This is a genomic window from Duganella margarita, assembly GCF_009857535.1.
Taxonomy (GTDB): domain Bacteria; phylum Pseudomonadota; class Gammaproteobacteria; order Burkholderiales; family Burkholderiaceae_D; genus Rugamonas; species Rugamonas margarita.
In genome coordinates this window covers 392,850-414,964 of the sequence record NZ_WWCS01000002.1, presented here as the reverse complement: position 1 = coordinate 414,964, position 22,115 = coordinate 392,850, and the positions used below count along the sequence as shown (strand labels likewise).

The window sequence follows — 22,115 nt, the reverse complement described above, 5'->3', positions numbered from 1 at the left end:
ACCGGCCGCTATCCACCGCCTGAAGGGTTGGAAAGCTAAAGTAAAACCAGCCGGTAAAGAAGAAGTGGGTCATGTCGGTCCGTAAAGTGTCCAACGACTATAACAACAACTTGCGCCGTTTGGCAAGCGGTTTATCGCGCACACCTGATGCAGATCAGGTTTCACCCCATTGAACCCCGCAAAACTGGAAGGCTGCGCATGCATCCGCAATGCGGCAACTTCCCGGGAGAAACATGATGACCAAACGACTTTACACGCAGCTCGCCATGGCGTTGTTGGCGGCCAACGCCGCCGCCCAGACTACGGAACCGGAACCGGAACCCACCATGCAACGGGTGGAAATCACCGGCAGCTCGATCCGCCGCATCGCCAGCGAAACGGCGCTGCCGCTGACCTCGATCCGCGCCGAGGATTTTGCCCGGCAGGGCATGACCACCGCCCAGCAAGTGCTCAACAGTATTCCGATGAACCAGACCTCGCTGTCCAGCGCGCAATCCATCGGCGCCGGCACCGGCGGCCAGTCGCAGGCCGATTTGCGCGGCCTGGGCGGCGAGCGCACGCTGGTGCTGCTCAACGGCCGCCGCATCGCCGCCCATCCGATCATCGGCGACAGCGTCGACCTCAACGTGATTCCGCTGTCGGCGCTGGACCGGGTCGAAGTGCTGCGCGACGGCGCCTCGGCGGTGTACGGCAGCGACGCCATCGGCGGCGTGGTCAACTTCATCACCAAGCGCCAGGTCAAGGGCGGCGAAGTGACGGTGGAAGCCTACCAGCCGCAGCAGGAAGGCGGCGGCAGCGAGCGCCGTCTCAACCTCAGCGGCGGCTTCGGCGACCTCGCCACCGACCGCTTCAACGTCTTCGGCGTGCTGGACGTGCATCGCCAGCTGGCGCTGCCGGCCACCGCGCGGCCGTTCTCGGCCACCGGCGTCATCCCCAGCCGTGGCGTCAGCCAGACCAGCGGCACGCCTTTCCCCGCCAACTTCTTTTCCGACAACGGCATCAGCGGCAATCCCGGCTTTGCCAGCGGCTGCCTGCCGCCGGCCTCGGTCCCCAACACCACCGGCTCGCCGACCTGCCGCTACGACTACACGCGCGAAGTCGACGACATTCCGTACACCAAGCAGGAATCGTATCTGGGACGGCTGTCGTACAAGCCGAACGACGACCACACACTGGCGCTCGAAGCGCTGCACGCGCGCAGCACCAACACCGCGCGGGTGGCGCCGCCGCCCTTGGCCGGCATCGGCCTGATCATGCACGGCGACAGTCCCTACTATCCGGGCGGCAGCGCCGGCGTGCCGGCCGTGGCCGGCCTGGCCGGCGAAGACCTCGATATCAGCTGGCGACCGCTGGTCACCGGCCGCCGCGCCGACTACTCCACCAGCACCGCCGACCGGCTGGTGCTGAGCGCCGAAGGCACGCTGCAAGGCTGGGACTACAGCGCCGGCCTGAGCCACTCGATCAGCCAGGCCGCCAGCGCCTTCGCCGGCGGCTACGTGATCGACCAGCGCATGATCGACGGCGTCGGCAGCGGCCTGCTGAATCCGTTCGGCGACCAGAGCGCGGCCGGCCTGGCCTACCTCAACGACTCGCTGCTGATCGGCGAATACCTGCGCGCGCGCATGCGCGCGACCGCGCTCGACGCCCGCGCCAGCCGCGAGCTGACCCAGCTGCAAGGCGGCGCGCTCAGCTTCGCGCTGGGCGCCGAGGCGCGCAAGGAGCGCGCGCTGTACACCATCAACCGCGCGCTGGCGTCGCAGGCTTCCAGCTCGGGCTTCGCCGACGCCCAGGACCAGTCCGGCGACCGCCGGATCTACGCGCTGTTCGCCGAACTCAACGCCCCCGTGATCAAGAACCTGGAACTCAACGCCGCCGCCCGCTTCGACCATTACAGCGACGTCGGCCGCAGCTTCACGCCCAAGCTCAGCGCGCGCTACCAGCCGGTCACGCCGCTGCTGTTGCGGGCCTCGTGGAACCGCGGCTTCCGCGCGCCGACGCTGTTCGACCTGCACGGCCCGCAGACGGTGACCAACACCTCCGATCCGTGGAACGATCCGGTGCTGTGTCCGGGCGGCGTGCCGGTGCCCGGCGCCAATCCCAATCTGTCGTGCGACCAGCAGCAGAACAAGCGCCAGGGCGGCAATCCGGACGTCAAGCCGGAGCGCTCCAAGACCTACAGCGCCGGCGTGGTGTTGGAGCCGGTGCGGGCGCTGACGCTGTCGCTCGACTACTGGAACATCCGCCTGCGCGACCAGATCAGCGCGCTGGCCGAGCAGACCGTGTTCAACGACTACGCCAAGTACCAGAGCCTGTTCCACTACAACGCCGCCGGCACCCGCCTCGACGATGTCTCGCTGATCACCAACAACCTCGGCGAAGTCAAGACCAGCGGCGTCGACGCCAGCGTGCTGTGGCGCATGCCGCAAGGACCGTATGGCGGCATCTCCTTGCAGGTCGACGGCACCTGGGTGCGCAACTACGATTACCAGAACGAGCGCGGCGGCGCCTTCATCGAAAACGTCGGCCGCTACGCCGACGCCACGCCGGTCTTCCGCTGGCGCCACAACGTCACCATCAGCTGGAACAAGGGACCGTGGGGCGCATCGCTGACCAACCGCTACATGTCCGGCTACACCGACCAGAACGCGGTCGAGCCGGCGTTCTTCAACCAGGTCAAGTCGTATTCGGTGTGGGCGCTGTCGGGCAACTACACCGGCATCAAGCATGTCGACCTGACGGTGGGCGTGCGCAACCTGTTCGATGAAGACCCGCCGTTCACCAACCAGAGCACCACCTTCCAGCAGGGGTACGATCCGCGCTACACCGATCCGCTGGGTCGCACGTGGTATGCGCGCATCACCTACAAGTTCTGACATGGATTTACACTTCGCAAAACCGTGTTAAGTTCTTTGGGCTTGTAAGCAGTTGTAATGGCGGCGCGACGGCGGCCACCAGCGCCCTGCCGCCGCTGCGCCGCGCTGCCGGCACAAAACGCCCTTTACACCTGTGACGCTTTGCGCACTGTGGCGGCGCTGCACACTTGTCGAAGCTTCATTGTTCCCGCCCCTGCCCGGATGGTCTGATGGCCTTTGCTCAAAAAGCAAACACCCATTCCCATATCCATGCAGGAGTTAAAACAATGACGATTGAAAGAGCGATGTCCCGTACCTTGCGTGCGCTGTTTGCCGGCGGCCTGTTGGTCGGCATGCACGCAGCCCAGGCGCAAACCGATGAGGCGCCGATCCAGCGCGTGGAAGTGACCGGTTCCAGCATCAAGCGCCTGGCCACTGAAACGGCGCTGCCGATCACCACCATCAAAGCCTCCGACTTCGAAAAACAAGGTCTGACCACCGCCGCCGAAGTGATGAACACGCTGTCGATGAACCAGAGCGTCACCGGCAGCAGCCAGTCGGTCGGCTCCGGCACCGGCGGCATCGCCACTGCCGACCTGCGCGGCCTGGGCAGCAACAAGACGCTGGTGCTGCTGAATGGCCGCCGTCTGGCCAGCCACCCGTTCAACGGCTCGTCGGTCGACCTCAACATCATTCCGCTGTCGGCGCTGGAACGGGTTGAAGTGCTGCGCGACGGCGCCTCGGCCATCTACGGCACCGACGCCATCGGCGGCGTGATCAACTTCATCACCAAGCGTTCGGTGACCGGCGCCACCGTCAGCGTCGAGCGCTACCAGCCGCAGGCCAGCGGCGCCGGCGCCGAGTCGCGCCTCAACCTGTCGGGCGGCTACGGCGACCTCGACAAGGACGGCTGGAATGTGTTCGGCGTGATCGACCTGCACAAGCAGACCGCGCTGCAAGCCGCCGACCGCGACTTCTCCAGCACCAGCGTGCGTCCCGACAAGGGCATCAACAACAGCAGCGGCACTTCGCAGCCGGGCAACTTCTACTCGGACAACGGCATCACCGGCAACCCGTACTACGCCAGCGGCTGCGTCGGCAAAGGGCTGATCAAGAACGCCAACGGCACCTGCCGCACCGACACCATCGCCTACATCCAGGACATTCCGAAGACGCAGCAGGAATCCTTCCTCGGCAAGGCCACCTTCAAGCTGAGCGAAGACAACGTCGCCACGATTGAATACCTGCACAGCCGCTCGACCAACCAGAGCAGCATCGCGCCGTCGCCGCTGACCGGCATCACCATGACCTCGGCCAGCCCGTACTATCCGGGCGGCAGCGCCGGCGTGCCGGCCGTCGCCGGCCTGACCGGTGAAGACCTGACCATCAACTGGCGCACCGTGGCGGCCGGCAACCGCATGGGCTACGACACCTCGATTTCCGACCGCCTGGTGGTGGCGTCGGAAGGCCTGGTGGGCGGCTGGGATTACAACGTCGGCCTGACCTACGGCATCAGCAAGGCTGCCAGCGCCTTCGTCGGCGGCTACACCAACGATTCGCTGATGAAGGCGGGCGTGTTGAGCGGTATCCTGAATCCGTTCGGCGACCAGTCGGCCGCCGGCACCGCCTACATCGACGCGGCCCAGCTGCGCGGCGAATACCTGGCCGCCAAGATGACCAGCATCGGCGTCGACGCCAAAGTCAGCCGCGAAATCTACCAGCTGCCGGCAGGCGGCGTCGGCTTTGCAATCGGTTCGGAATTCCGTCACGACAAGGCTACCTACGACGTCAACACCGCGCTGGCGTCGCAGGCGTCGAGCTCCGGTTACGCCGATGCGCAAGACCAGGCCGGCCAGCGCAATATCGCCGCGCTGTATTCGGAAGTCAGCGTGCCGCTGACCAAGACGCTGGAACTGTCGGGCGCCGCCCGTTACGACCACTACAACGACGTCGGCGGCAGCTTCAATCCGAAGGTCGGCCTGCGCTGGGAAGCCAGCAAGCAGGTGCTGTTCCGCACCTCGTACAACACCGGCTTCCGCGCGCCGACGCTGTACGACCTGCACGGCCCGGCCACCTCGACCTTCACCAGCAATGCGTATGACGATCCGGTGCTGTGCCCGGGCGGCGTGGCGGCCAGCGGCGCCAATCCGAACATCGCCTGCAACCAGCAGCAGTACATCCGCAGCGGCGGCAACGCCAACCTGAAGCCGGAGAAATCCAAGACCTTCGCGCTGGGCGTGGTGTTCGAGCCGGTCAGCGCAGTCAGCGTGTCGTTCGATTACTTCAACATCAAGATCAAGGATTCGATCGGCACCGTGTCCGAGTCGACCATCTTCGACAACTACGACAAGTACAAGGACTACTTCGTCTACTCGGCCGACGGCAAGACGCTGCAGTACGTCAACGCCGTGCTGGACAACCTGGGGGAAGTGAAAACCTCCGGCATCGACACCAGCCTGCGCTGGAAACTGCCGCGCACCTCGGTGGGCGACTTCGGCTTCCAGTTCGACGGCACCTGGGTACACAGCTACAAGTACCAGAACGAGACCGGTGGCGAATTCGTGGAAAACGTCGGCGTGTATGGCGACAATGCGCCGGTGTTCCGCTGGAAGCACAACGCCACCATCAGCTGGAAGAAAGGGCCGTGGAGCGCCAGTTTCTCCAACAAGTATCTGAGCGGCTACGTGGATGAGAACGATGTGGCGGATGCCTACTACCACAAGGTGCGGGCGTACTCGACGTACTCGCTGTCGAGCAGCTTTACCGGTTTCAAGAATACCGACCTGACGGTGGGTATCAAGAACCTGTTTGACAGCGCGCCGCCATACACCAACCAGGGCACGACGTTCCAGAGCGGCTACGATCCCCGCTTCACGGATCCGCTGGGCCGTACCTTCTACGTGAAGGCCAGCTACAAGTTCTAAAAGAGGTCGCTCCCGCGCAGGCGGGAGCCCATACTGAGCAAGCGTTCTATAGGCTCCCGCCTGCGCGGGAGCGACGCCATCAGGCCGTACCGCCGACGGTCACGCCGTCGATACGCAGTGTCGGCTGGCCAACGCCGACCGGCACGCTCTGGCCTTCCTTGCCGCATACGCCGACGCCCGGATCCAGCTTCATGTCGTTACCGATCATCGACACGCGGTTCAGCACTTCCGGACCGTTGCCGATCAGGGTCGCGCCTTTCACCGGGTAGGTGATCTTGCCATTCTCAATCATGTACGCTTCGCTGGCCGAGAACACGAACTTGCCGTTGGTGATATCGACCTGGCCGCCACCGAAGTTGACCGCATACAGGCCGTTCTTCACCGACGCCAGGATTTCGCCCGGATCCTTGTCGCCACCCAGCATATAGGTGTTGGTCATGCGCGGCATTGGCAGGTGCGCGAACGATTCGCGGCGCGCGTTGCCGGTCACCGGCATCTTCATCAGGCGCGCATTCATGGTGTCCTGGATATAGCCCTTCAGGATGCCGTCTTCGATCAGCGTAGTGCACTGGGTCGGGTTGCCTTCATCGTCGATATTCAGCGAACCGCGGCGATCCGCCAGCGTGCCGTCATCGACCACCGTGACGCCCTTGGCGGCCACGCGCTCGCCGATACGGCCGGAGAAGGTCGACGAACCCTTGCGGTTGAAATCGCCTTCCAGACCGTGACCGATCGCTTCGTGCAGCAGGATGCCCGGCCAGCCAGGGCCCAGCACCACGGTCATCGGACCGGCCGGCGCCGGACGCGCGTCCAGGTTCACCAGCGCCGACTTGACGGCCTCGGTTGCGTACTCTTCCAGCAGCGTATCGCTGAAGTAGCCGTAGTCGTAGCGGCCGCCGCCGCCGGACGACCCCATTTCGCGACGGCCATTCTGCTCGACGATCACGGTCAGCGACACCCGCACCAGCGGACGAATGTCAGCCGCCAGCACGCCATCGCTGCGCACCACCAGCACCACATCGTATTCGCCGGCCAGGCTGGCCATCACCTGCACCACGCGGGGATCCTTGGCGCGCGCCATCTTCTCGATGCGTTCCAGCAGCTTGACCTTGGCAGTGGCGTCCAGCGACACCAGCGGGTCGTGCGGCAGATACAGCGAACGGCCGCCGACCTGGTTCATCGCGCCGGCCACCTTGATCTTGCCAGCGCCGGCACGGGCGATGGTGCGGGTGGCGGAGGCGGCATCCATCAGCGCCGCTTCGGAAATCTCGTCCGAATACGAAAACGCGGTCTTGTCGCCCGACACCGCGCGCACGCCGACGCCCTGGTCGATCGAGAAACTGCCGGTCTTGACGATGCCCTCTTCCAGGCTCCAGCCTTCGTTTTTGGTAAATTGGAAATACAAGTCGGCATAGTCGACTTTGTGGGTGAACATGCTGCCCAGAGTCTTGAGCAGCTTGCCTTCGTCCAGCCCGAACGGCGTCAGCAGGATATCGCGCGCTACGGCCAGGGTGGACAGGTTCGGTTCAAATGGCTTCATGGTAGTGTCTTTATTTGAGTTGCCGCGTCGTTCCCGCCTCGGCGGGAATCCATAGTCAGCATGGGTTCCCGCGTGCGCGGGAATGACGCTATTGTAGTGGATATCACATGGTCCGGTGTTTGAGCGCCGGCAGGCTGTCGCGCACGCCCTGCATGTATTCCGGATCGATCACGCCCTGCACCACGCCCTCGCCCTCGGCCAGCACCGACTTGACCGTGCCCCACGGGTCGATCAGCATGCTGTGGCCCCAGGTGCGGCGGCCGTTCGGGTGGATGCCGCCCTGCGCCGCCGCCAGCACGTAGCACTGGTTCTCGATGGCGCGCGCGCGCAGCAGGATTTCCCAGTGCGCCATGCCGGTGGTGTAGGTAAACGCGGCGGGCAGCACAATCAGCGACACCGGGCCCATGGCGCGGAACAGTTCCGGGAAGCGCAGGTCGTAACAAACCGACATGCCGACCTTGCCGAACGGCGCTTCGAATACGCCCAGGTGTTTGCCTGGCACGATCGTCTTCGATTCGTTGTACGACTCGGCGCCCTTGGTGAAGCCGAACAGGTGGATCTTGTCGTAGCGGCCGACATGCTCGCCCTGCGGGTTGTACACCAGCGTGGTGTTGATGACCTTTTCGGCATCGTCCGACGCCAGCGGCAGCGTGCCGCCGATCAGCCAGATGCCCAGCTCGCGCGCCAGTCCGGCCATGAAGTCCTGGATCGGCCCCTGGCCCAGCGGCTCGGCCACCTTGACCTTGTCGCTGTCGGCCAGGCCCATGATGGCCCAGTACTCCGGCAGCAGCACCAGCCCGGCGCCGTCCTGCGCGGCCTGGGTGACCAGGCGGCGCGCGGTGGCGATGTTTTCATCCACGGTGGGCGAGGAAATCATTTGTACGGCGGCGACGGTATGGTTCATGGCGATCCCTTTGACGGTTCCAGTTTTGTGGCGTCCAGCTTGGTGACGACCGGCGCCTTCCACGGCCCGGCCACCTCCATATGATAGGTCAGCGCCTTCATCACCGGCGCACTGAGGAATAGCTGGGCCAGGAAACTGCCGAGGCCGATGACGGGATTGACCGCCAGCGCATACACCAGCGGCGCCGTACCCAGGTTGACCTCGGGAATCACCACCACGTGCAGATTGGTGGTCTCATTGGCGATGTCGGCGCTGCCGTCCATCAATACAGTGGCGGCCACGCCGTGCATTTTCAAGTTGTCGGTCTTGAGGATGCCGTGATTCAGGGAGGCATTGGCGGTAATGCCGTCAAACGCCAGCCCTTCCGAGAACACATCGTGGAAGTCCAGCTTGAGCAAACGCGGCAAGGCTTGCAGGCTCAGTACGCCCAGCAGTTTGGCCGCACCGGGGTCCTGCTTGAGGAACTGGCCCTTCTCCACATTCAGCGTGATCTGGCCGGACAGGCTTGGCAGATCGAGCGAGTACGGTAAGCCTTTCCAGGCGATATCGCCTTTCAGCGAGCCCTTGCCGCCCTTCAGCGTATCGGCATAGCCAAAGCGCTCCAGCAGCTTGCCGGCGTCGATGATGGCGAGATTGAAATTCAGGCTGGTGTCGTGCACGCCGTCCTTGCTGACCCACTTGCCGGTGCCGTTCAGTTCGCCGTCGGCATTGACCAGCGACAGCTTGCTGACGCGCCATTCGCGCGCGTTCGCCAGCTGGGCGTTGTTGGCCTGCAGTTCCAGCCGGCCCAGCGGCTTGTTGAACAGTTCAAAACGCTCGACCACCACATCCAGCGCCGGAATGGTGGCGGCCGCGCTCTTGTCGTCCAGCAGCGCCTGCACGTCGCCCGAGGCCGATTCCGGGATCACCAGCGACGACAGCCGCGCCGTCACCTTGCCGAGACCGGCGCCGGTGGACGGTTCGGCCCAGGTGATGTAGCCATTGGCCTGGGTGGAGTCGATGCTGGCTTGCCACATGCCTTTTTTATGGGTCACGCCGACCACCACGTTTTCCAGCTTGCGGCCGCCGATCACCAGTTCGCTGCTGCGGGCGGCGATGGCGTCCGGCATGACGTACTGGGCGAAATCGCCGGCATCGGACGGCGCCGCCAGCGCCGCCGCCGAGCCGGCAGCGGCCGGGCCGGCGATGGCGTCGCCGAAGTCCAGCCAGTTGTCGACGTTCAGCTGGTGCATGCTGATATTGAAGGCCATGCCGCTGTCCGGCTCCGGCGCCGCCGCGTTGACGCCAATGCCGCCGCGCACCAGCTTCCAGTGCTGCTTGCCCTGCTTCTGGCGCTGATAACGCGCGGCGATGCCGCTGCCAAGGTTGATGCGGATATCATCGTGCAGGAAGCCGGCCGCGTCCGCCGTCAGGCCGCTGGTCAGCACGAAGCGCAACGGCATGCTGTCGGTGGCGGTTTTATTGGCCGGCGCCGGCAGGTCCAGCGCCAGCCCGGTCAGCGAAGACTCGACCGCGACGATGACCTGATGGTCGCGCGCGGTCACCGTGCCGCTGTAGCGCGTGCCGCCGTTGAAGTGATCGGCCAGACGCTGCATGGCTGGCATCTGGAAGGCCTGGCGGAAGCCATCGGCGGTCAGCAGGCCGCCCAGCCTGACGACGATGGCGCCATCCTTCTGGGTGCCGCCGGTGATCGACACCGGGCCGCCGAGGAAGTTGCCGCTGATCTGGTTGAGGTTGACGCCGCGCTCGTTGAATTCAATCTTGCCCTGCGACGATTGCACCACCGGCAAATCATTCATCAGCACGATGTCGTTGTTGGCCAGCTGCACCGTGCCCTGCACCTTGGTGTCGATCGCGTGCGCCAGCGGAATGCGCAGGCTCAGCGTCAGCTTGGCGTTGCCGCTGGCCTGGGTCTCGTCGGTGAAGTGCGAGATCCAGTCCAGCACCGGGCTGATGGTCAGGTAGCGCAGGAATTCCTGCATCGGCGCGGCGGCGTTGCCGTCGATCTCCAGCATGGAATCGTGCACGCTCAAATCCGGAATCACCGCCTTGACGTTGCTCAGCGCGGCGCCGGCGGTGGTGGCGGTGTCGCCGCGGATTTCCATGCGCGCGCCTTCGAACAGGAAGCTGCCCTTGATGTGCTCGGCTTGCGGCCACAACGGCAGCGGCTGGCCGTCCTTGCCCAGGTCCTTGCCGTCGTGCAGGTAGTAACCCGGCTCGTAATTCAGCCTGGCGTCGGTCAGCTTGCCGGCCACGCGGAATTCACCGCGCGCCTTGTCGTCCTTGAACGGGAAATGCGTCAGGTCGCCGCGCAGGCGGATCGTCACGTCGCTGGCGACGCCGCCTTCCAGCGCCCCGGTCAGCCAGTGGGTCAGGTCGCGCGGGGTCTGCATCGGCAGGTAGCGGCCGATACGGTTGATCTGGAAGCCGGTCAGCGTGCCGCTCAGGTCGGCTTTGCCCGGCCCCTTGCCGGCCAGCGACAGGGTGTGCGTTCCCTGCAAGGTGCCGCTCATGCCTTCCTGCTCGAAGTCCATCGAATCGATCTGCAACAGCAGCTGGTTGTCGTCCTCAAACGACCAGCGCGCCTTCAGGTTCAGGTGGTCGAACGGCATCGACGCTTCGGCGAAATAGTCCGGCATCTGCAGCACCAGCTGCTGCGAGCTCAGACTGAAACTGCCGCCGCGCTCGGTGGCGTCGATCGAGCCGCTGAGGTTGTCGAATCCGGGGATCGCGGGCATGCCGGCAATCGCCGGCGTCTTGCCGCTCTTCGGCTGCGCCAGGCGCGGCGGCTGCGGCTTCAGGCCCAGTCCCACCAGGTCGCCCTTGACGCGGTAGGTCTGCAGGGCCGGGTAAGCGCCCTGCCACTCGGCGGAGAAATTCTGCAACAGGCCGCGCGGCGCGAAGCCGGCCACCATCTTGTGCTGCTGTTCGCTCAGCGGCAGGCGCTCGGCCAGGCCGGCCAGGGTTTGCAGGTCCAGCTGGCGGGCCCGCACTTCAAAGCGCTCCGGCTTGGCGCCGGCCGCCGCCACGTAAGTTTCCGACAGCGAAGTCGGCGCCATCACCAGGCCGTCGCGCGTGGTCAGCGTCAGCTTGGTCAGTTCCAGGCTGTGGCCGAGCGCGCCGAAGCGCGGCGTGGCGGCGCCCTGGCGCGCGGCCGGCGGCCGGATGTCTTCGCGCACGGCGATGCGGCCGCTCATCTGCTGCAGGTCCAGCAACGGCAGGTCCTTGCCCAGCACGGCGGTAATGTCGTCCAGGCCGACATCGGCGGTCAGGTTGGTCAGGCGCGACTGGTCGAAGCCGACCCAGGCGCGCAGCCAGCCGTGGCCCTTGCTCAGGTCGAACGGATAATCGACCCAGGCCTTCCACGCCTGCAAGTCGGTGTTGCGGATGTCGGCATAGACCTCGCCCTTCCACATGGAGAAGTTGGAGATGCGGGCGCCAAACGCCGGATGGCTGAAGTCGGCCCGCAGGTCGAGCGGCTGCGCCAGCGCCGCCGGCGGCGTGGCCCGCACCGACAGCTGGTGATGCAGCCACTCGTTGCGCAGCACCAGCTGGAAGTTGTCCAGCGCCAGCGGCGCTGCGTTGCGCAGACGGTCGGTCCACTGCAGGCGGCCATCGCGGATGACGATGTCGCGTTGCAAGAGCAGCCAGTCCAGCCCTTTGCCGTCGCTCGGCTTGTTCGGGTCGATGAACATGCCGGCCACATACAGGCGGCCGTCGGTCTCGCGCACGATGGACAGGTCGGGCCGCGTCAGCTCCAGCGAACGGAAGCGCAGATTGCCCGTCACCGCCGTCCACCACGACAGCGTGGCCGATACGCTCGGCAAGCTCAGCGCCGGACGGCCCTGCGGGTCGTGCAGCACCACGTCCCCCAGGAACAGGTTGGGACGGAAGCCGTTCCATGACGCATACACGCGGGCAATGGTGACCTGGTTGCCGACGGCGCCACTGGCGGCGCGCTCGATATTGCCCTTGTAGTGGTCGATATTCGGCAGCACCACATAGCGCAGCGTCAGGAACAGGATGGTAAACGCGAAATACAGCAGTAGCGCCAGCTTCAGCATGAAGCCCAGCACGTGATGGGTGGCCAGATTGCAGATCCGATAGGCGGTACGAAGCCGGTGCCAGCGCGCGGCCAATGGGCCCTCGCCTGTCACGGTCTCCTCTTCTGGTTTTTGCATTAATACGCTAATAAATCAGGCCATGCGTCAAATAAGTACGAAACTCGCGCTAAACTCGGTTGTCACAGCAATTCTACCTTATCCCTCTATGAGTTCATCGCCTGTCTCCCCGACTGTTTTGCCAACTGTTTCCCGTTTTTATCAACGCTGGCTGGCCGCCGCGCCCGATCGTGCCGTGAAAATAGATGAACTATCGCAATTATCGCTTGCCGACATCGATTTGGCGGATTATTTACGCCAAGAAGCAGAAAACAGCCTGCCGCTGGTGCGTTCCATGCGCCGCCTGCGCAATCTGCTGGTGTGCACCCTGATCCGGCGCGACCTGGAAGGCAAGGCCAACCTGGCCGAAGTGGTCACCACCATGACCAGGTTCGCCGACTTTGCCATCCAGCAGCACATGGCCGAACTGTACGCAGAAATGGTCGCGGCGCACGGCGTGCCGACCGGCCATGAGTCCGGCCTGCCGCAGGAAATGATCGTGCTGGCCATGGGCAAGCAAGGCGGCGGCGAACTCAACGTCTCCTCCGACATCGACCTGATCTTCGTCTACCCGGAAGACGGCGACACCGTCGCCGGCCCTGGCCAGCGCAGCCTGTCCAACCACGAATTCTTCATCCGCATCGGCAAGAAGTTAATCGCCGCTTTGGCGGAGATCACCGAAGATGGCTACACGTTCCGGGTCGATATGGCCTTGCGACCGAACGGCAACTCGGGCCCGCTGGCCGCCAGCCTGGGCATGGTGGAGCAATATCTGATCGTCCAGGGCCGCGAATGGGAGCGCTACGCCTGGGTCAAGGCGCGCGCCGTTACCGGCCGCGCCGAGGATATCGCCGCGCTGGACGCGATTGTGCGGCCGTTCGTGTTCCGCCGCTACCTGGACTTCGGCGTGATTGACGCCATCCGCAATATGCACGCGCAGATCCGCGCCGAGGTCAACCGGCAGGAGCGACTGCATCCGGACCGCAGCAACAACGTCAAGCTGGGCCGCGGCGGCATCCGCGAAATCGAGTTCCTGGCACAGGTGTTCCAGCTGATCCGCGGCGGCCGCGACGCCGCCCTGCGCGACCGCTCGACCCGCACCACGCTGCGCATCATCGCCGAAAAAGGCCTGCTAAGCCACGCCATCGTCTATCAATTACTGGCTTCCTACACCTTCCTGCGCAATCTGGAGCACCGCCTGCAATACCTGGACGACGCCCAGACCCACACGCTGCCGGCCAACGACACCGACCGCCAGACCGTGGCCGAAATGATGGGTCTGCCGGATGTCGCCACCCTGCTGGTCCAGCTGGAAGCGCACCGCCAGTTCGTCGCCGGCCAGTTCGACGAAATGTTTTCGGACAAGACCGAGAGCAGCGAAAACGACATCGATCTGCAATCGAGCAATGAATGCGCCGATCCCGACAACCGCGAAGCCATGGTGGCCCGCTTCACCGCGCTCGGCTTCGAGGCCCCGGAGGACGCCACCAGGCGTCTGATCGCCACCTGGCAGGCGCCGCGCCTGCAATCGCTGCCGGAAGCCAGCCGCAACCGGTTGCAAGGCCTGATCAACAGCGCACTGCCGCTGATTATCCAGGCCGCCAGCGAATCGAGCGGCGGCAATCAGCTGGCTACGCTGGGCCGGCTGCTGGATTTCCTGGAAGCGGTGGCGCGCCGTTCAGCCTATCTTTCGCTGCTGACCGAATATCCGCACACGCTGGCGCGGGTGATCCGCATGGTGCACGCCAGCGGCTGGGCCGCCAAGTTCCTCAGCCAGCACCCGATCCTGCTCGATGAACTGCTGGACGACCGCCTGCGCAACGCGGTATTCGACCCGGCCGCGCTGGCGGCCGACCTCGACCTGCAACTGGCGGCCGCTCCCGGCGACACCGAGCGCCAGATGGACATCCTGCGCGAGGTGCACCACGTCCAGCTGTTCCACCTGCTGGCGCAAGACCTGGCCGGCGACCTGACCGTGGAAAAACTGGCCGACCACCTGTCGGCGCTGGCTGACACCATCGTCGCCGCCACCATCAAGGCGGTGTGGCAGACGGTCGCCACGCGCCACCGCGAGGTGCCGCTGTTCACCGTCATCGCCTACGGCAAGCTGGGCGGCAAGGAACTGGGCTATGTGTCCGACCTCGACGTCATCTTCCTGTACGACGATCCGGACCAGGAGGCGCCGGCCCAGTACGCCAAGCTGGCGCAGCGCTTCATTACCTGGATGACCTCGCACACCTCGGCCGGCATCCTGTTCGACATCGACACCGCCTTACGGCCGGACGGCGCCAGCGGCATGCTGGTGTCGTCGGTGTCGGCGTTCGAGAAATACCAGACCAGCGCGGCCTGGGTGTGGGAGCACCAGGCGCTGACCCGGGCCCGCTATTGCGCCGGCGACTTGGCGATCGGACAACGTTTCGAGCAGATCCGCGAGGCGGTGCTGCGCAAGGAGCGCCCGGCCGACGGTCCGCTGAAGCAGGAAGTGCTGGCGATGCGCAAGCGTATGGTGGACGCCAAGCCGAACCACAGCGCGCTGTTCGACCTGAAACAGGACCCGGGCGGCATGATCGATATCGAGTTCATCGTCCAGTTCCTGGTACTGCAATACGCGGCGGCTTATCCTGAACTGACGGCCAACTTTGGCAATATCGCATTGCTACGCATCTGTGCCGAACTTGGGCTGATCGACGGCCCGCTGTCAGCCAGCGTGGCCGACGCCTACCGCAAATACCGCAAGCTGCAACACCAGTTGCGGCTGCAAGGCCAGGATCTGGCGCGTATCGACCCGGCGCTGGTGGCCACCGAGGCGCAGCAAGTGCGGGCGTTGTGGAACAGCTTGTTTGGGGAGGATGTTGCCATTTAGCAACGGCCAAGACTACAGCATCGGCAAGCTGCGCTAATATGGATAGACATAATCATAAGAGGAGAACTTGCATGAAGACCTTATTAGCAGCGGTGATCAGTCTGGCATTATGTGGTGCTGCAGGGGCAGCGGAAAAAGGCAGCAAGGAAGAAGCAGTGGCCATGGTTAAAAAAGCCGTGGCCATGGTGAAGTCGGACGGCAAGGAAAAAACCTTCGCGGCGATTTCCGATCCGACCAATACGACTTTCCATGATCGCGATTTATATATTTATGTGTACGACTTTAATGGCGTCGCCTTAGCCCACGGAAATAATCCCAAAATGGTGGGTAAATCCTTGATCGGCCTGAAAGATAATGAGGGCAAGTTAATGATCAAGGAAATGATTGAAGTCGCCAAGACCAAAGGCTCCGGCACGGTGGATTTTAAATGGCCGAATCCCGTCACTAAAACGGTAGAGTCGAAAGCAGGTTATGTCGAGAAAGTCGACGATTTTTTGATAGGCTCTGGCGCGTATAAATAAGCCTTCGGAACTTCTCAGGCAGCCGGGTTAATCCCGGCTTTTTTTTCGTCAACAGCATCCACAGCAAGCCAAAAATTAGCTTAATCACACCAATAGCCGGCGTGCCTGGCCCCGGCAGATGCCGCGTATGCCACATCGTGGTGCACTGACTGTTGTTTTTCAGACCATCATGCTGTTTTTTTACCGGACGTCACCTATACTGACTTTGTAATTAAAAAAATAATTTTTTAAAAACCCCAGGGAGCATCAATGAACAAAATTGCCTTGAAAAGTGGCGTGATTGCCGTCGCGTTGACATTAGCTTCGTCACAAGTGGTATTGGCACAGGATGACGGCGCCAAACCACTCGAAAAAGTTATTATCACCGGTTCCAATATTAAACGGATTGATACTGAAACTTCGACACCGGTGCAGATTCTGCGCCGTGAGGAGATTGCCCGACTCGGTGTCAATTCGGTGCGCGATATTATCGATACCCTGACTTCTTCCAATAGCTCATTGTCCGATATCGGCGGGTCCAATTCATTTGCCAGCGGCGCCTCGTCGGCATCGCTGCGCAATCTCGGCAAACAGTCGACGCTGGTCCTGCTGAATTCACGCCGCGTCGCCCCTTATGCGCTGGCCGATTACAACGAGGTATTTACCAATCTGGATGCGCTGCCGCTGGACGCCATCGACCGCGTGGAAATTCTGCGTAACGGCGGCTCGGCGATTTATGGCTCCGACGCCGTCGCCGGGGTCATCAACATCATCACCCGCAACGATTTCCAGGGCGTGCAGGTGCGCGGCAACTACGAGCAATCGGTCGCAAACGAGCAATTCAAGACCAAGACCGCCAGCATCACCGGCGGCTTCGGCAACTACGCCAATGACGGTTACAACGTGCTGGCCAACATAGAAGTGTTCCACCGAGACAATGTCATCTGGCGCGACGTGCTAGACGACATCAACCCGGTCTACGGCCAGAAATTCGCTACCGTGGCGCCCAAGAGCGGCCTGATGTTCGGCAATCGCGGCGCGCCATCGACGTTTTCCTATCCCGGCAACCTGATCGGCCAGGGCCCGATCGCCGGGTGCGCCACCGTCAGCGCCGCCGGCCTGTGCGTGTTCGACCGCTTCGCCCACTTCGAGGCGGTGCCCAAGGCAGACCGCGTCAATGCGCTGGTATCCGGCAAGCTCAACCTGGGCAACGGCACCGAAGGCTACGCCGAAGTGCTGTATTCCAAGACCAAGACCACTTATACCGGCGCGCCGGGCACTTATGGCTCCAACAGCTCCGACTCGATCTGGGGCGATCCCCGCACCGGCCTGGGCAAGGCGTTCGGCTACCGCTTCCTGTCGCCGGACTCGCCGCTCAACACCACCGGCGAACCGCTGGAACTGCGCTACCGCTACGCCGACGCGCCGGACCAGAATCCCAACGACAGTGACCAGTACCGGGTGCTTGCCGGCGCGCGCGGCAGCTGGGCCGGCAAATACGACTGGGACACCGCCGTCGGCGTAATGGGCAGCAAAACCAAGTCGCGCAACAACGGCGCGATCAGCGACAGCGGCTTCAAGGCCCTGGTGGGCGACTACACCAAGACGCTGGCGGGCGATCCCAACTGCGAAGCCAATTTCCCCGGCTATTGCGAGTACACGGCGGCGGACCCGAATTTCTTCAACCATGGCTACAAACTCGGCCAGGTTAACTCGCCCGAGGTGCTGCGCCAGCTGTTCCCGGAGCAAGGCTATGACGGCAAAATCACCCAGTATTTCATCGACGGCAAGGTGACCGGGGAAATCGGCAAGATCGGCGAGCGCGCCATCGGCATCGCCGTCGGCGGCGAAGTCCGTCATGAGAAATTCAACATCACGCCGACCGACAACCTGCTGTCCGGCGATATCGTCGGCTATGGCGCCGCCACGGCGGACGCCAGCCGCACCACCGAAGCGGTGTTCACCGAGCTCAATTTGCCGGTGACCAGCCAGCTGGAACTGGTCGGCGCCGCCCGCGTCGACAAATTCCCCGGTTTCAAAACCCACGTATCGCCAAAAGTGGCGGCCCGCTTCGAGGCGTCGCCGGCGCTGATGCTGCGCGCCACCTTCGAGGGCGGCTTCCGCGCCCCCAACCTGACCGAGAGCGCGCAATCGAGCAAGTTCGCCTTCGTCAGCGCCCAGGATCCGAAGCGGTGCGACCAGGCCCAGGCGCTGGCGCGCGACCTGCGCAACGCCGGCAACGCCCTGCCGTCCAGCGATCCGAACCAGGCCCTGCTGCTGGCGCGGGCCGACACCGTCCAGCAGAACGAGTGCTCGGCCGGGGTGGCTAGCATCGTCAGCAACAATCCGAATCTGAAGCCGGAAATCACCCGCAGCGCCACCGCCGGCTTCGTGCTGGAACCAGTCAAGGGCACCAGCGTCTCGCTGGACTACTGGCACATCGAGCGCAAGGATGAAATCGGCCTGAAATCGGTGGACGACCTGCTGGCGGCGGAAGCCGACCAGGCGCCGGGCGTCATCAACCGCGCGCCGCTGTCCCAGGACAAGACCTTCAGCGCCGCCGAGCAGGCCAAGTATGGCGTGACTGCCGGCAAGCTGCTGTCGACCACGGGCCAGTTCGAGAACGTGTCGCGCACCAAGACCAGCGGCCTTGACCTCGCCGCCACGTCGCGCTTCGACACCCGCTACGGCCGCCTGGACCTGGGCGCCAACGCCACCTACCTGCTGGACCTGAAGAACTTCAGCTCGACGCTGAACGACTACGGCGACAACCTGGCCGGCCGCTACGGCTACTCGAAAACCGTCGCCAACTTCAGCGCGGCGCTGCAGACCGGCAAGTTCACCAACAGCCTGCGCCTGGTCTACAACAGCAAAACCAAGCTGAACACCGACTATTTCGACGACAAGTACACGCTCGAAGGCTGCAAGGATCTGGGCTGGAACGCCAGCGACTGCCAGATCAAGGCCTATGAGCGGCTGGATTACAACCTCAGCTACGCCGGCATCAAGGATCTGACACTGTCGATGTACGTGCGCAACGTGACCAACCGCCGGCCGCCGGTCGACCTGCGCGCGTTCAACTTCGACGGCGGCGCCGTGATTCCACAAAGCACGGCGGACGTCCAGGGCCGCATGGTGCGCGTGACCGCAGAATACAAATTCCGCTAAGCGTCATGGCAAAAAAAAAACCCTCGCGGCGCAGGCCGCGAGGGTTTTTTTATGGAACAGCGTTAATTACTTGGCGTTCATCAGCGCCACGGTGGTGTCCAGCATACGGTTCGAGAAACCCCACTCATTGTCATACCACGACGATACTTTCACCAGGCGGCCCGACACTTTGGTCAGGGTCGAATCGAAGTTCGACGACGCCGGGTTGTGGTTGAAGTCGACCGACACCAGTGGTTCGGTCTGGTAGGTCAGCACTTCTTTCAGGTCGCCTTCCGCAGCGGCCTTCATCAGTGCATTGATTTCTTCCACGGTGGTGTCGCGCTTGGCGATGAACGACAGGTCGACCAGCGAGACATTGATGGTCGGCACGCGGATCGCGTAGCCGTCCAGCTTGCCGTTCAGCTCAGGCAGCACCAGGCCCACTGCGGCGGCAGCGCCAGTCTTGGTCGGGATCATCGAATGGGTGGCCGAGCGCGCGCGGCGCAGGTCTTCGTGCATCACGTCCGACAGCACCTGGTCGTTGGTGTACGCGTGGACGGTGGTCATCAGGCCGTTTTCCAGACCGATGGCGTCGTTCAGCGGCTTGACCAGCGGGGCCAGGCAGTTGGTGGTGCACGAGGCGTTCGAGATCACGGTATCCGACGCTTTCAGCACGTGCTGGTTGACGCCGTAGACGATGGTGGCGTCGACATCCTTGCCGCCCGGGGCCGAGATGATGACTTTCTTGGCGCCGCCTTTGAGGTGGGCCGAAGCCTTTTCCTTGGTGGTGAAGAAGCCGGTGCACTCCAGCACCACGTCCACGCCCAGCTCGCCCCATGGAATTTCCGCCGGGTTGCGCTGCGCGAACACGCGGATCACGTCACCGTTGACGATCATCTTGTCGCCATCCACTTCCACGGTGCCAGGGAACTTGCCGTGGGTGGTGTCGTAACGGGTCAGGTGGGCGTTCGACTTGGCGTCGCCCAGATCGTTGATCGCCACGATCTGGATGTCTTGCTTTTTGCCGCCTTCGTAGAAAGCGCGCAGTACATTACGGCCAATACGGCCATAGCCATTGATTGCAACTTTGATCGTCATACTTTGCTCCTGATTAAAAATATTGTTAATGCAACCAGCAATTATAGATTAAGCAATGACCGCTTTGACTTTTGCCACGACATTTTCCACCGTGAAGCCGAAGTGTTTGAACAACACGCCTGCCGGGGCCGATTCACCGAAGGTATCGATGCCGACCACGGCGCCTTCCAGGCCGACATACTTGTACCAGAAATCGGTGACGCCGGCTTCGATCGCCACGCGCGGCACGCCTTTGGTCAATACGCTGGCCTTGTAGGCGGCTTCCTGGCGGTCGAACACGTCGGTCGACGGCATCGACACCACGCGGGCGGTGATGCCTTCCGAAGCCAGCGCCGAAGCGGCGGCCTGGGCCAGTTCGATTTCCGAGCCGGTGGCGATCAGCGTGACCTTGGCGTCGGCCGCTTCGCGCAGCACATAGCCGCCGCGGGCGATGTCGGCGATCTGTTCGGCGCTACGCTCCTGGTACGGCAGGTTCTGGCGCGAGAAGATCAGCGTCGACGGGCCGTCCTTGCGCTGGACCGCCGCGCCCCAGGCCACCATCGATTCGGTGGTGTCGCATGGACGCCAGTTGTCCAGGTTAGGAATCAGGCGCAGCGACGAAACGTGCTCGACCGATTGGTGGGTCGGGCCGTCTTCGCCCAGGCCGATCGAATCGTGGGTGAACACAAAGATCGAACGCTGTTTCATCAGCGCCGCCATGCGCAGCGCGTTGCGGCTGTAGTCGGCGAAGGTCAGGAAGGTGGCGCCGAACGGGATGTAACCGCCGTGCAGGGCGACGCCGTTCATGATCGCCGACATGCCGAACTCGCGCACGCCGTAATTAATATGGTTGCCTGGCTGGCCGGAACGCACCGGGGTGATTTCCTTCCAGTTGGTCAGGTTGGAGCCGGTCAGGTCGGCCGAGCCGCCCAGGAATTCCGGCAGCACCGGCGCCAGCGCCTGGATGGCGTTCTGGCTGGCCTTGCGGGTGGCGATGTTTTCTTTCTTCTCGACGGTCGCGGCGATGCCGGCCGCCAAGGTCGCGTCGAAGTTGCCTGGCAGCTCGCCGGCCATGCGGCGGCGCAGTTCTGCGGCTTCTTGCGGGTATTTAGCGGTGTATTCGGCGAACTTGGCGCTCCAGTCGGCTTCCAGCTTGGCGCCGGCGGCCTTGAAGTCCCAGGCGGCGTAGACGTCGGCCGGCACCTCGAACGGGGCCGAGGTCCAGCCGATGTATTCGCGCACGGCCGCCACTTCCTTGTCGCCCAGCGCGGCGCCGTGCACCTTGTCGCCGCCTTGCAGGTTCGGCGAACCTTTGCCGATGATGGTTTTGCAGCAGATCAGGGTTGGTTTGTCAGCCTTTTTGGCGGCTTCGATGGCGGCCGACACGGCTGCCACATCGTGGCCGTCGACGGCGCGGATCACGTTCCAGCCGTAGGCTTCGAAACGGGCCGGGGTGTCGTCGGTGAACCAGCCTTCGACTTTGCCGTCGATCGAAATACCGTTGTCGTCGTACAGGGCGATCAGTTTTTTCAGGCCCAGGGTGCCGGCCAGTGCGCACGCCTCGTGCGAGATGCCTTCCATCAGGCAGCCGTCGCCGACAAAGGCGTAGGTGTAGTGGTCGACCACGTCCAGGCCCGGCTTATTGAATTCGCTCGCCAGCAGCCATTCGGCCAGCGCCATGCCGACCGCGTTGGCCAGGCCCTGGCCCAGCGGACCGGTGGTGGTTTCCACGCCCGGGGTGTAGCCGACTTCCGGATGGCCCGGGGTCTTCGAATGCATCTGGCGGAACGACTTGATGTCGTCCATGGTCACCGCGTAGCCGCTCAGGTGCAGCAGCGCGTAGTGCAGCATCGAACCGTGGCCGTTTGACAACAGGAAGCGGTCGCGGTTCACCCATTGCGGGTTGGCCGGGTTATGGCTGTAATGGCCACTCCACAGCGCAACGGCGATTTCGGCCATGCCCATCGGCATGCCTGGGTGGCCGGAATTGGCCTTCTGGACGGCGTCCATTGCCAGCGCGCGGATCGCGTTAGCCTTTTGTGGGTGTGGGAGCGTAAAAGTCATGGTGTGGTCAATCACGGAGTTTGAATGCGTTTGCAGTAGGCCGGCTACTTTCTGAAGCTGACTATTTTACCAGAGCAGCGCCCG

At 63.6% G+C, this 22,115-nt stretch carries 10 protein-coding genes; 5 read left to right on the top strand and 5 right to left on the bottom strand.

The features are described from left to right. The first annotated feature begins 236 nt into the window (after window positions 1-236). Together GTP55_RS04360 and GTP55_RS04355 are read left to right on the top strand one after the other, a co-directional pair. On the top strand, window positions 237-2,873 hold the full coding sequence (locus GTP55_RS04360; protein ID WP_229257726.1) for a TonB-dependent receptor: 2,637 nt from the start codon (window positions 237-239) through the stop codon (window positions 2,871-2,873). A gap of 266 nt (window positions 2,874-3,139) precedes the next feature. Continuing rightward, window positions 3,140-5,776 (top strand): TonB-dependent receptor, encoded by a 2,637-nt coding sequence (locus GTP55_RS04355; RefSeq protein WP_229257725.1) that lies wholly within the window; start codon window positions 3,140-3,142, stop codon window positions 5,774-5,776. A gap of 79 nt (window positions 5,777-5,855) precedes the next feature. On the opposite strand, the gene tldD is transcribed toward GTP55_RS04355, so the two are convergent. The 3 genes from tldD to GTP55_RS04340 all read right to left on the bottom strand — a co-directional run bounded on the left by tldD (window position 5,856) and on the right by GTP55_RS04340 (window position 12,401). After that, window positions 5,856-7,316, bottom strand: coding sequence for a metalloprotease TldD (gene tldD / locus GTP55_RS04350; RefSeq protein ID WP_161043741.1), 1,461 nt, complete (start codon window positions 7,314-7,316; stop codon window positions 5,856-5,858). A gap of 103 nt (window positions 7,317-7,419) precedes the next feature. Beyond that, window positions 7,420-8,220, bottom strand: a complete 801-nt coding sequence (locus GTP55_RS04345) for a carbon-nitrogen hydrolase family protein (RefSeq protein WP_161043740.1) — start codon at window positions 8,218-8,220, stop codon at window positions 7,420-7,422. Then, entirely contained in the window at window positions 8,217-12,401 is a 4,185-nt protein-coding gene (locus GTP55_RS04340) for a YhdP family protein (protein ID WP_161043739.1), read from the bottom strand. Before GTP55_RS04340 ends, GTP55_RS04345 begins: the two co-directional genes overlap by 4 nt. 88 nt (window positions 12,402-12,489) lie before the next feature. On the opposite strand from GTP55_RS04340, the gene glnE reads away from it, so the two are divergent. The 3 genes from glnE (at window position 12,490) to GTP55_RS04325 (ending at window position 18,911) form a co-directional block, all read left to right on the top strand. Beyond that, entirely contained in the window at window positions 12,490-15,243 is a 2,754-nt protein-coding gene (gene glnE, locus GTP55_RS04335) for a bifunctional [glutamate--ammonia ligase]-adenylyl-L-tyrosine phosphorylase/[glutamate--ammonia-ligase] adenylyltransferase (protein WP_161043738.1), read from the top strand. A 71-nt stretch (window positions 15,244-15,314) separates the two neighbouring features. Further along, on the top strand, window positions 15,315-15,764 hold the full coding sequence (locus GTP55_RS04330; protein ID WP_161043737.1) for a cache domain-containing protein: 450 nt from the start codon (window positions 15,315-15,317) through the stop codon (window positions 15,762-15,764). A 249-nt stretch (window positions 15,765-16,013) separates the two neighbouring features. Further along, window positions 16,014-18,911, top strand: a complete 2,898-nt coding sequence (locus tag GTP55_RS04325) for a TonB-dependent receptor plug domain-containing protein (RefSeq protein WP_161043736.1) — start codon at window positions 16,014-16,016, stop codon at window positions 18,909-18,911. A gap of 66 nt (window positions 18,912-18,977) precedes the next feature. Here GTP55_RS04325 and gap read toward each other — a convergent pair whose 3' ends face one another. Then, window positions 18,978-19,988 (bottom strand): type I glyceraldehyde-3-phosphate dehydrogenase, encoded by a 1,011-nt coding sequence (gene gap / locus GTP55_RS04320; RefSeq protein ID WP_110847074.1) that lies wholly within the window; start codon window positions 19,986-19,988, stop codon window positions 18,978-18,980. A 48-nt stretch (window positions 19,989-20,036) separates the two neighbouring features. Continuing rightward, window positions 20,037-22,031: a transketolase gene (tkt, locus tag GTP55_RS04315; protein WP_161043735.1), complete on the bottom strand. Its 1,995-nt coding sequence runs from the start codon at window positions 22,029-22,031 to the stop codon at window positions 20,037-20,039. Window positions 22,032-22,115: the final 84 nt, after the last annotated feature.

What these genes read in the sequence shown, in the direction of transcription:
- GTP55_RS04360 (WP_229257726.1), top strand. Translation starts at nt 237, where the DNA reads ATGACCAAACGACTTTACACGCAGCTCGCCATGGCGTTGTTGGCGGCC.
- GTP55_RS04355 (WP_229257725.1), top strand. Translation starts at nt 3,140, where the DNA reads ATGACGATTGAAAGAGCGATGTCCCGTACCTTGCGTGCGCTGTTTGCC.
- tldD (WP_161043741.1), bottom strand. Translation starts at nt 7,316, where the DNA reads ATGAAGCCATTTGAACCGAACCTGTCCACCCTGGCCGTAGCGCGCGAT.
- GTP55_RS04345 (WP_161043740.1), bottom strand. Translation starts at nt 8,220, where the DNA reads ATGAACCATACCGTCGCCGCCGTACAAATGATTTCCTCGCCCACCGTG.
- GTP55_RS04340 (WP_161043739.1), bottom strand. Translation starts at nt 12,401, where the DNA reads ATGCAAAAACCAGAAGAGGAGACCGTGACAGGCGAGGGCCCATTGGCC.
- glnE (WP_161043738.1), top strand. Translation starts at nt 12,490, where the DNA reads ATGAGTTCATCGCCTGTCTCCCCGACTGTTTTGCCAACTGTTTCCCGT.
- GTP55_RS04330 (WP_161043737.1), top strand. Translation starts at nt 15,315, where the DNA reads ATGAAGACCTTATTAGCAGCGGTGATCAGTCTGGCATTATGTGGTGCT.
- GTP55_RS04325 (WP_161043736.1), top strand. Translation starts at nt 16,014, where the DNA reads ATGAACAAAATTGCCTTGAAAAGTGGCGTGATTGCCGTCGCGTTGACA.
- gap (WP_110847074.1), bottom strand. Translation starts at nt 19,988, where the DNA reads ATGACGATCAAAGTTGCAATCAATGGCTATGGCCGTATTGGCCGTAAT.
- tkt (WP_161043735.1), bottom strand. Translation starts at nt 22,031, where the DNA reads ATGACTTTTACGCTCCCACACCCACAAAAGGCTAACGCGATCCGCGCG.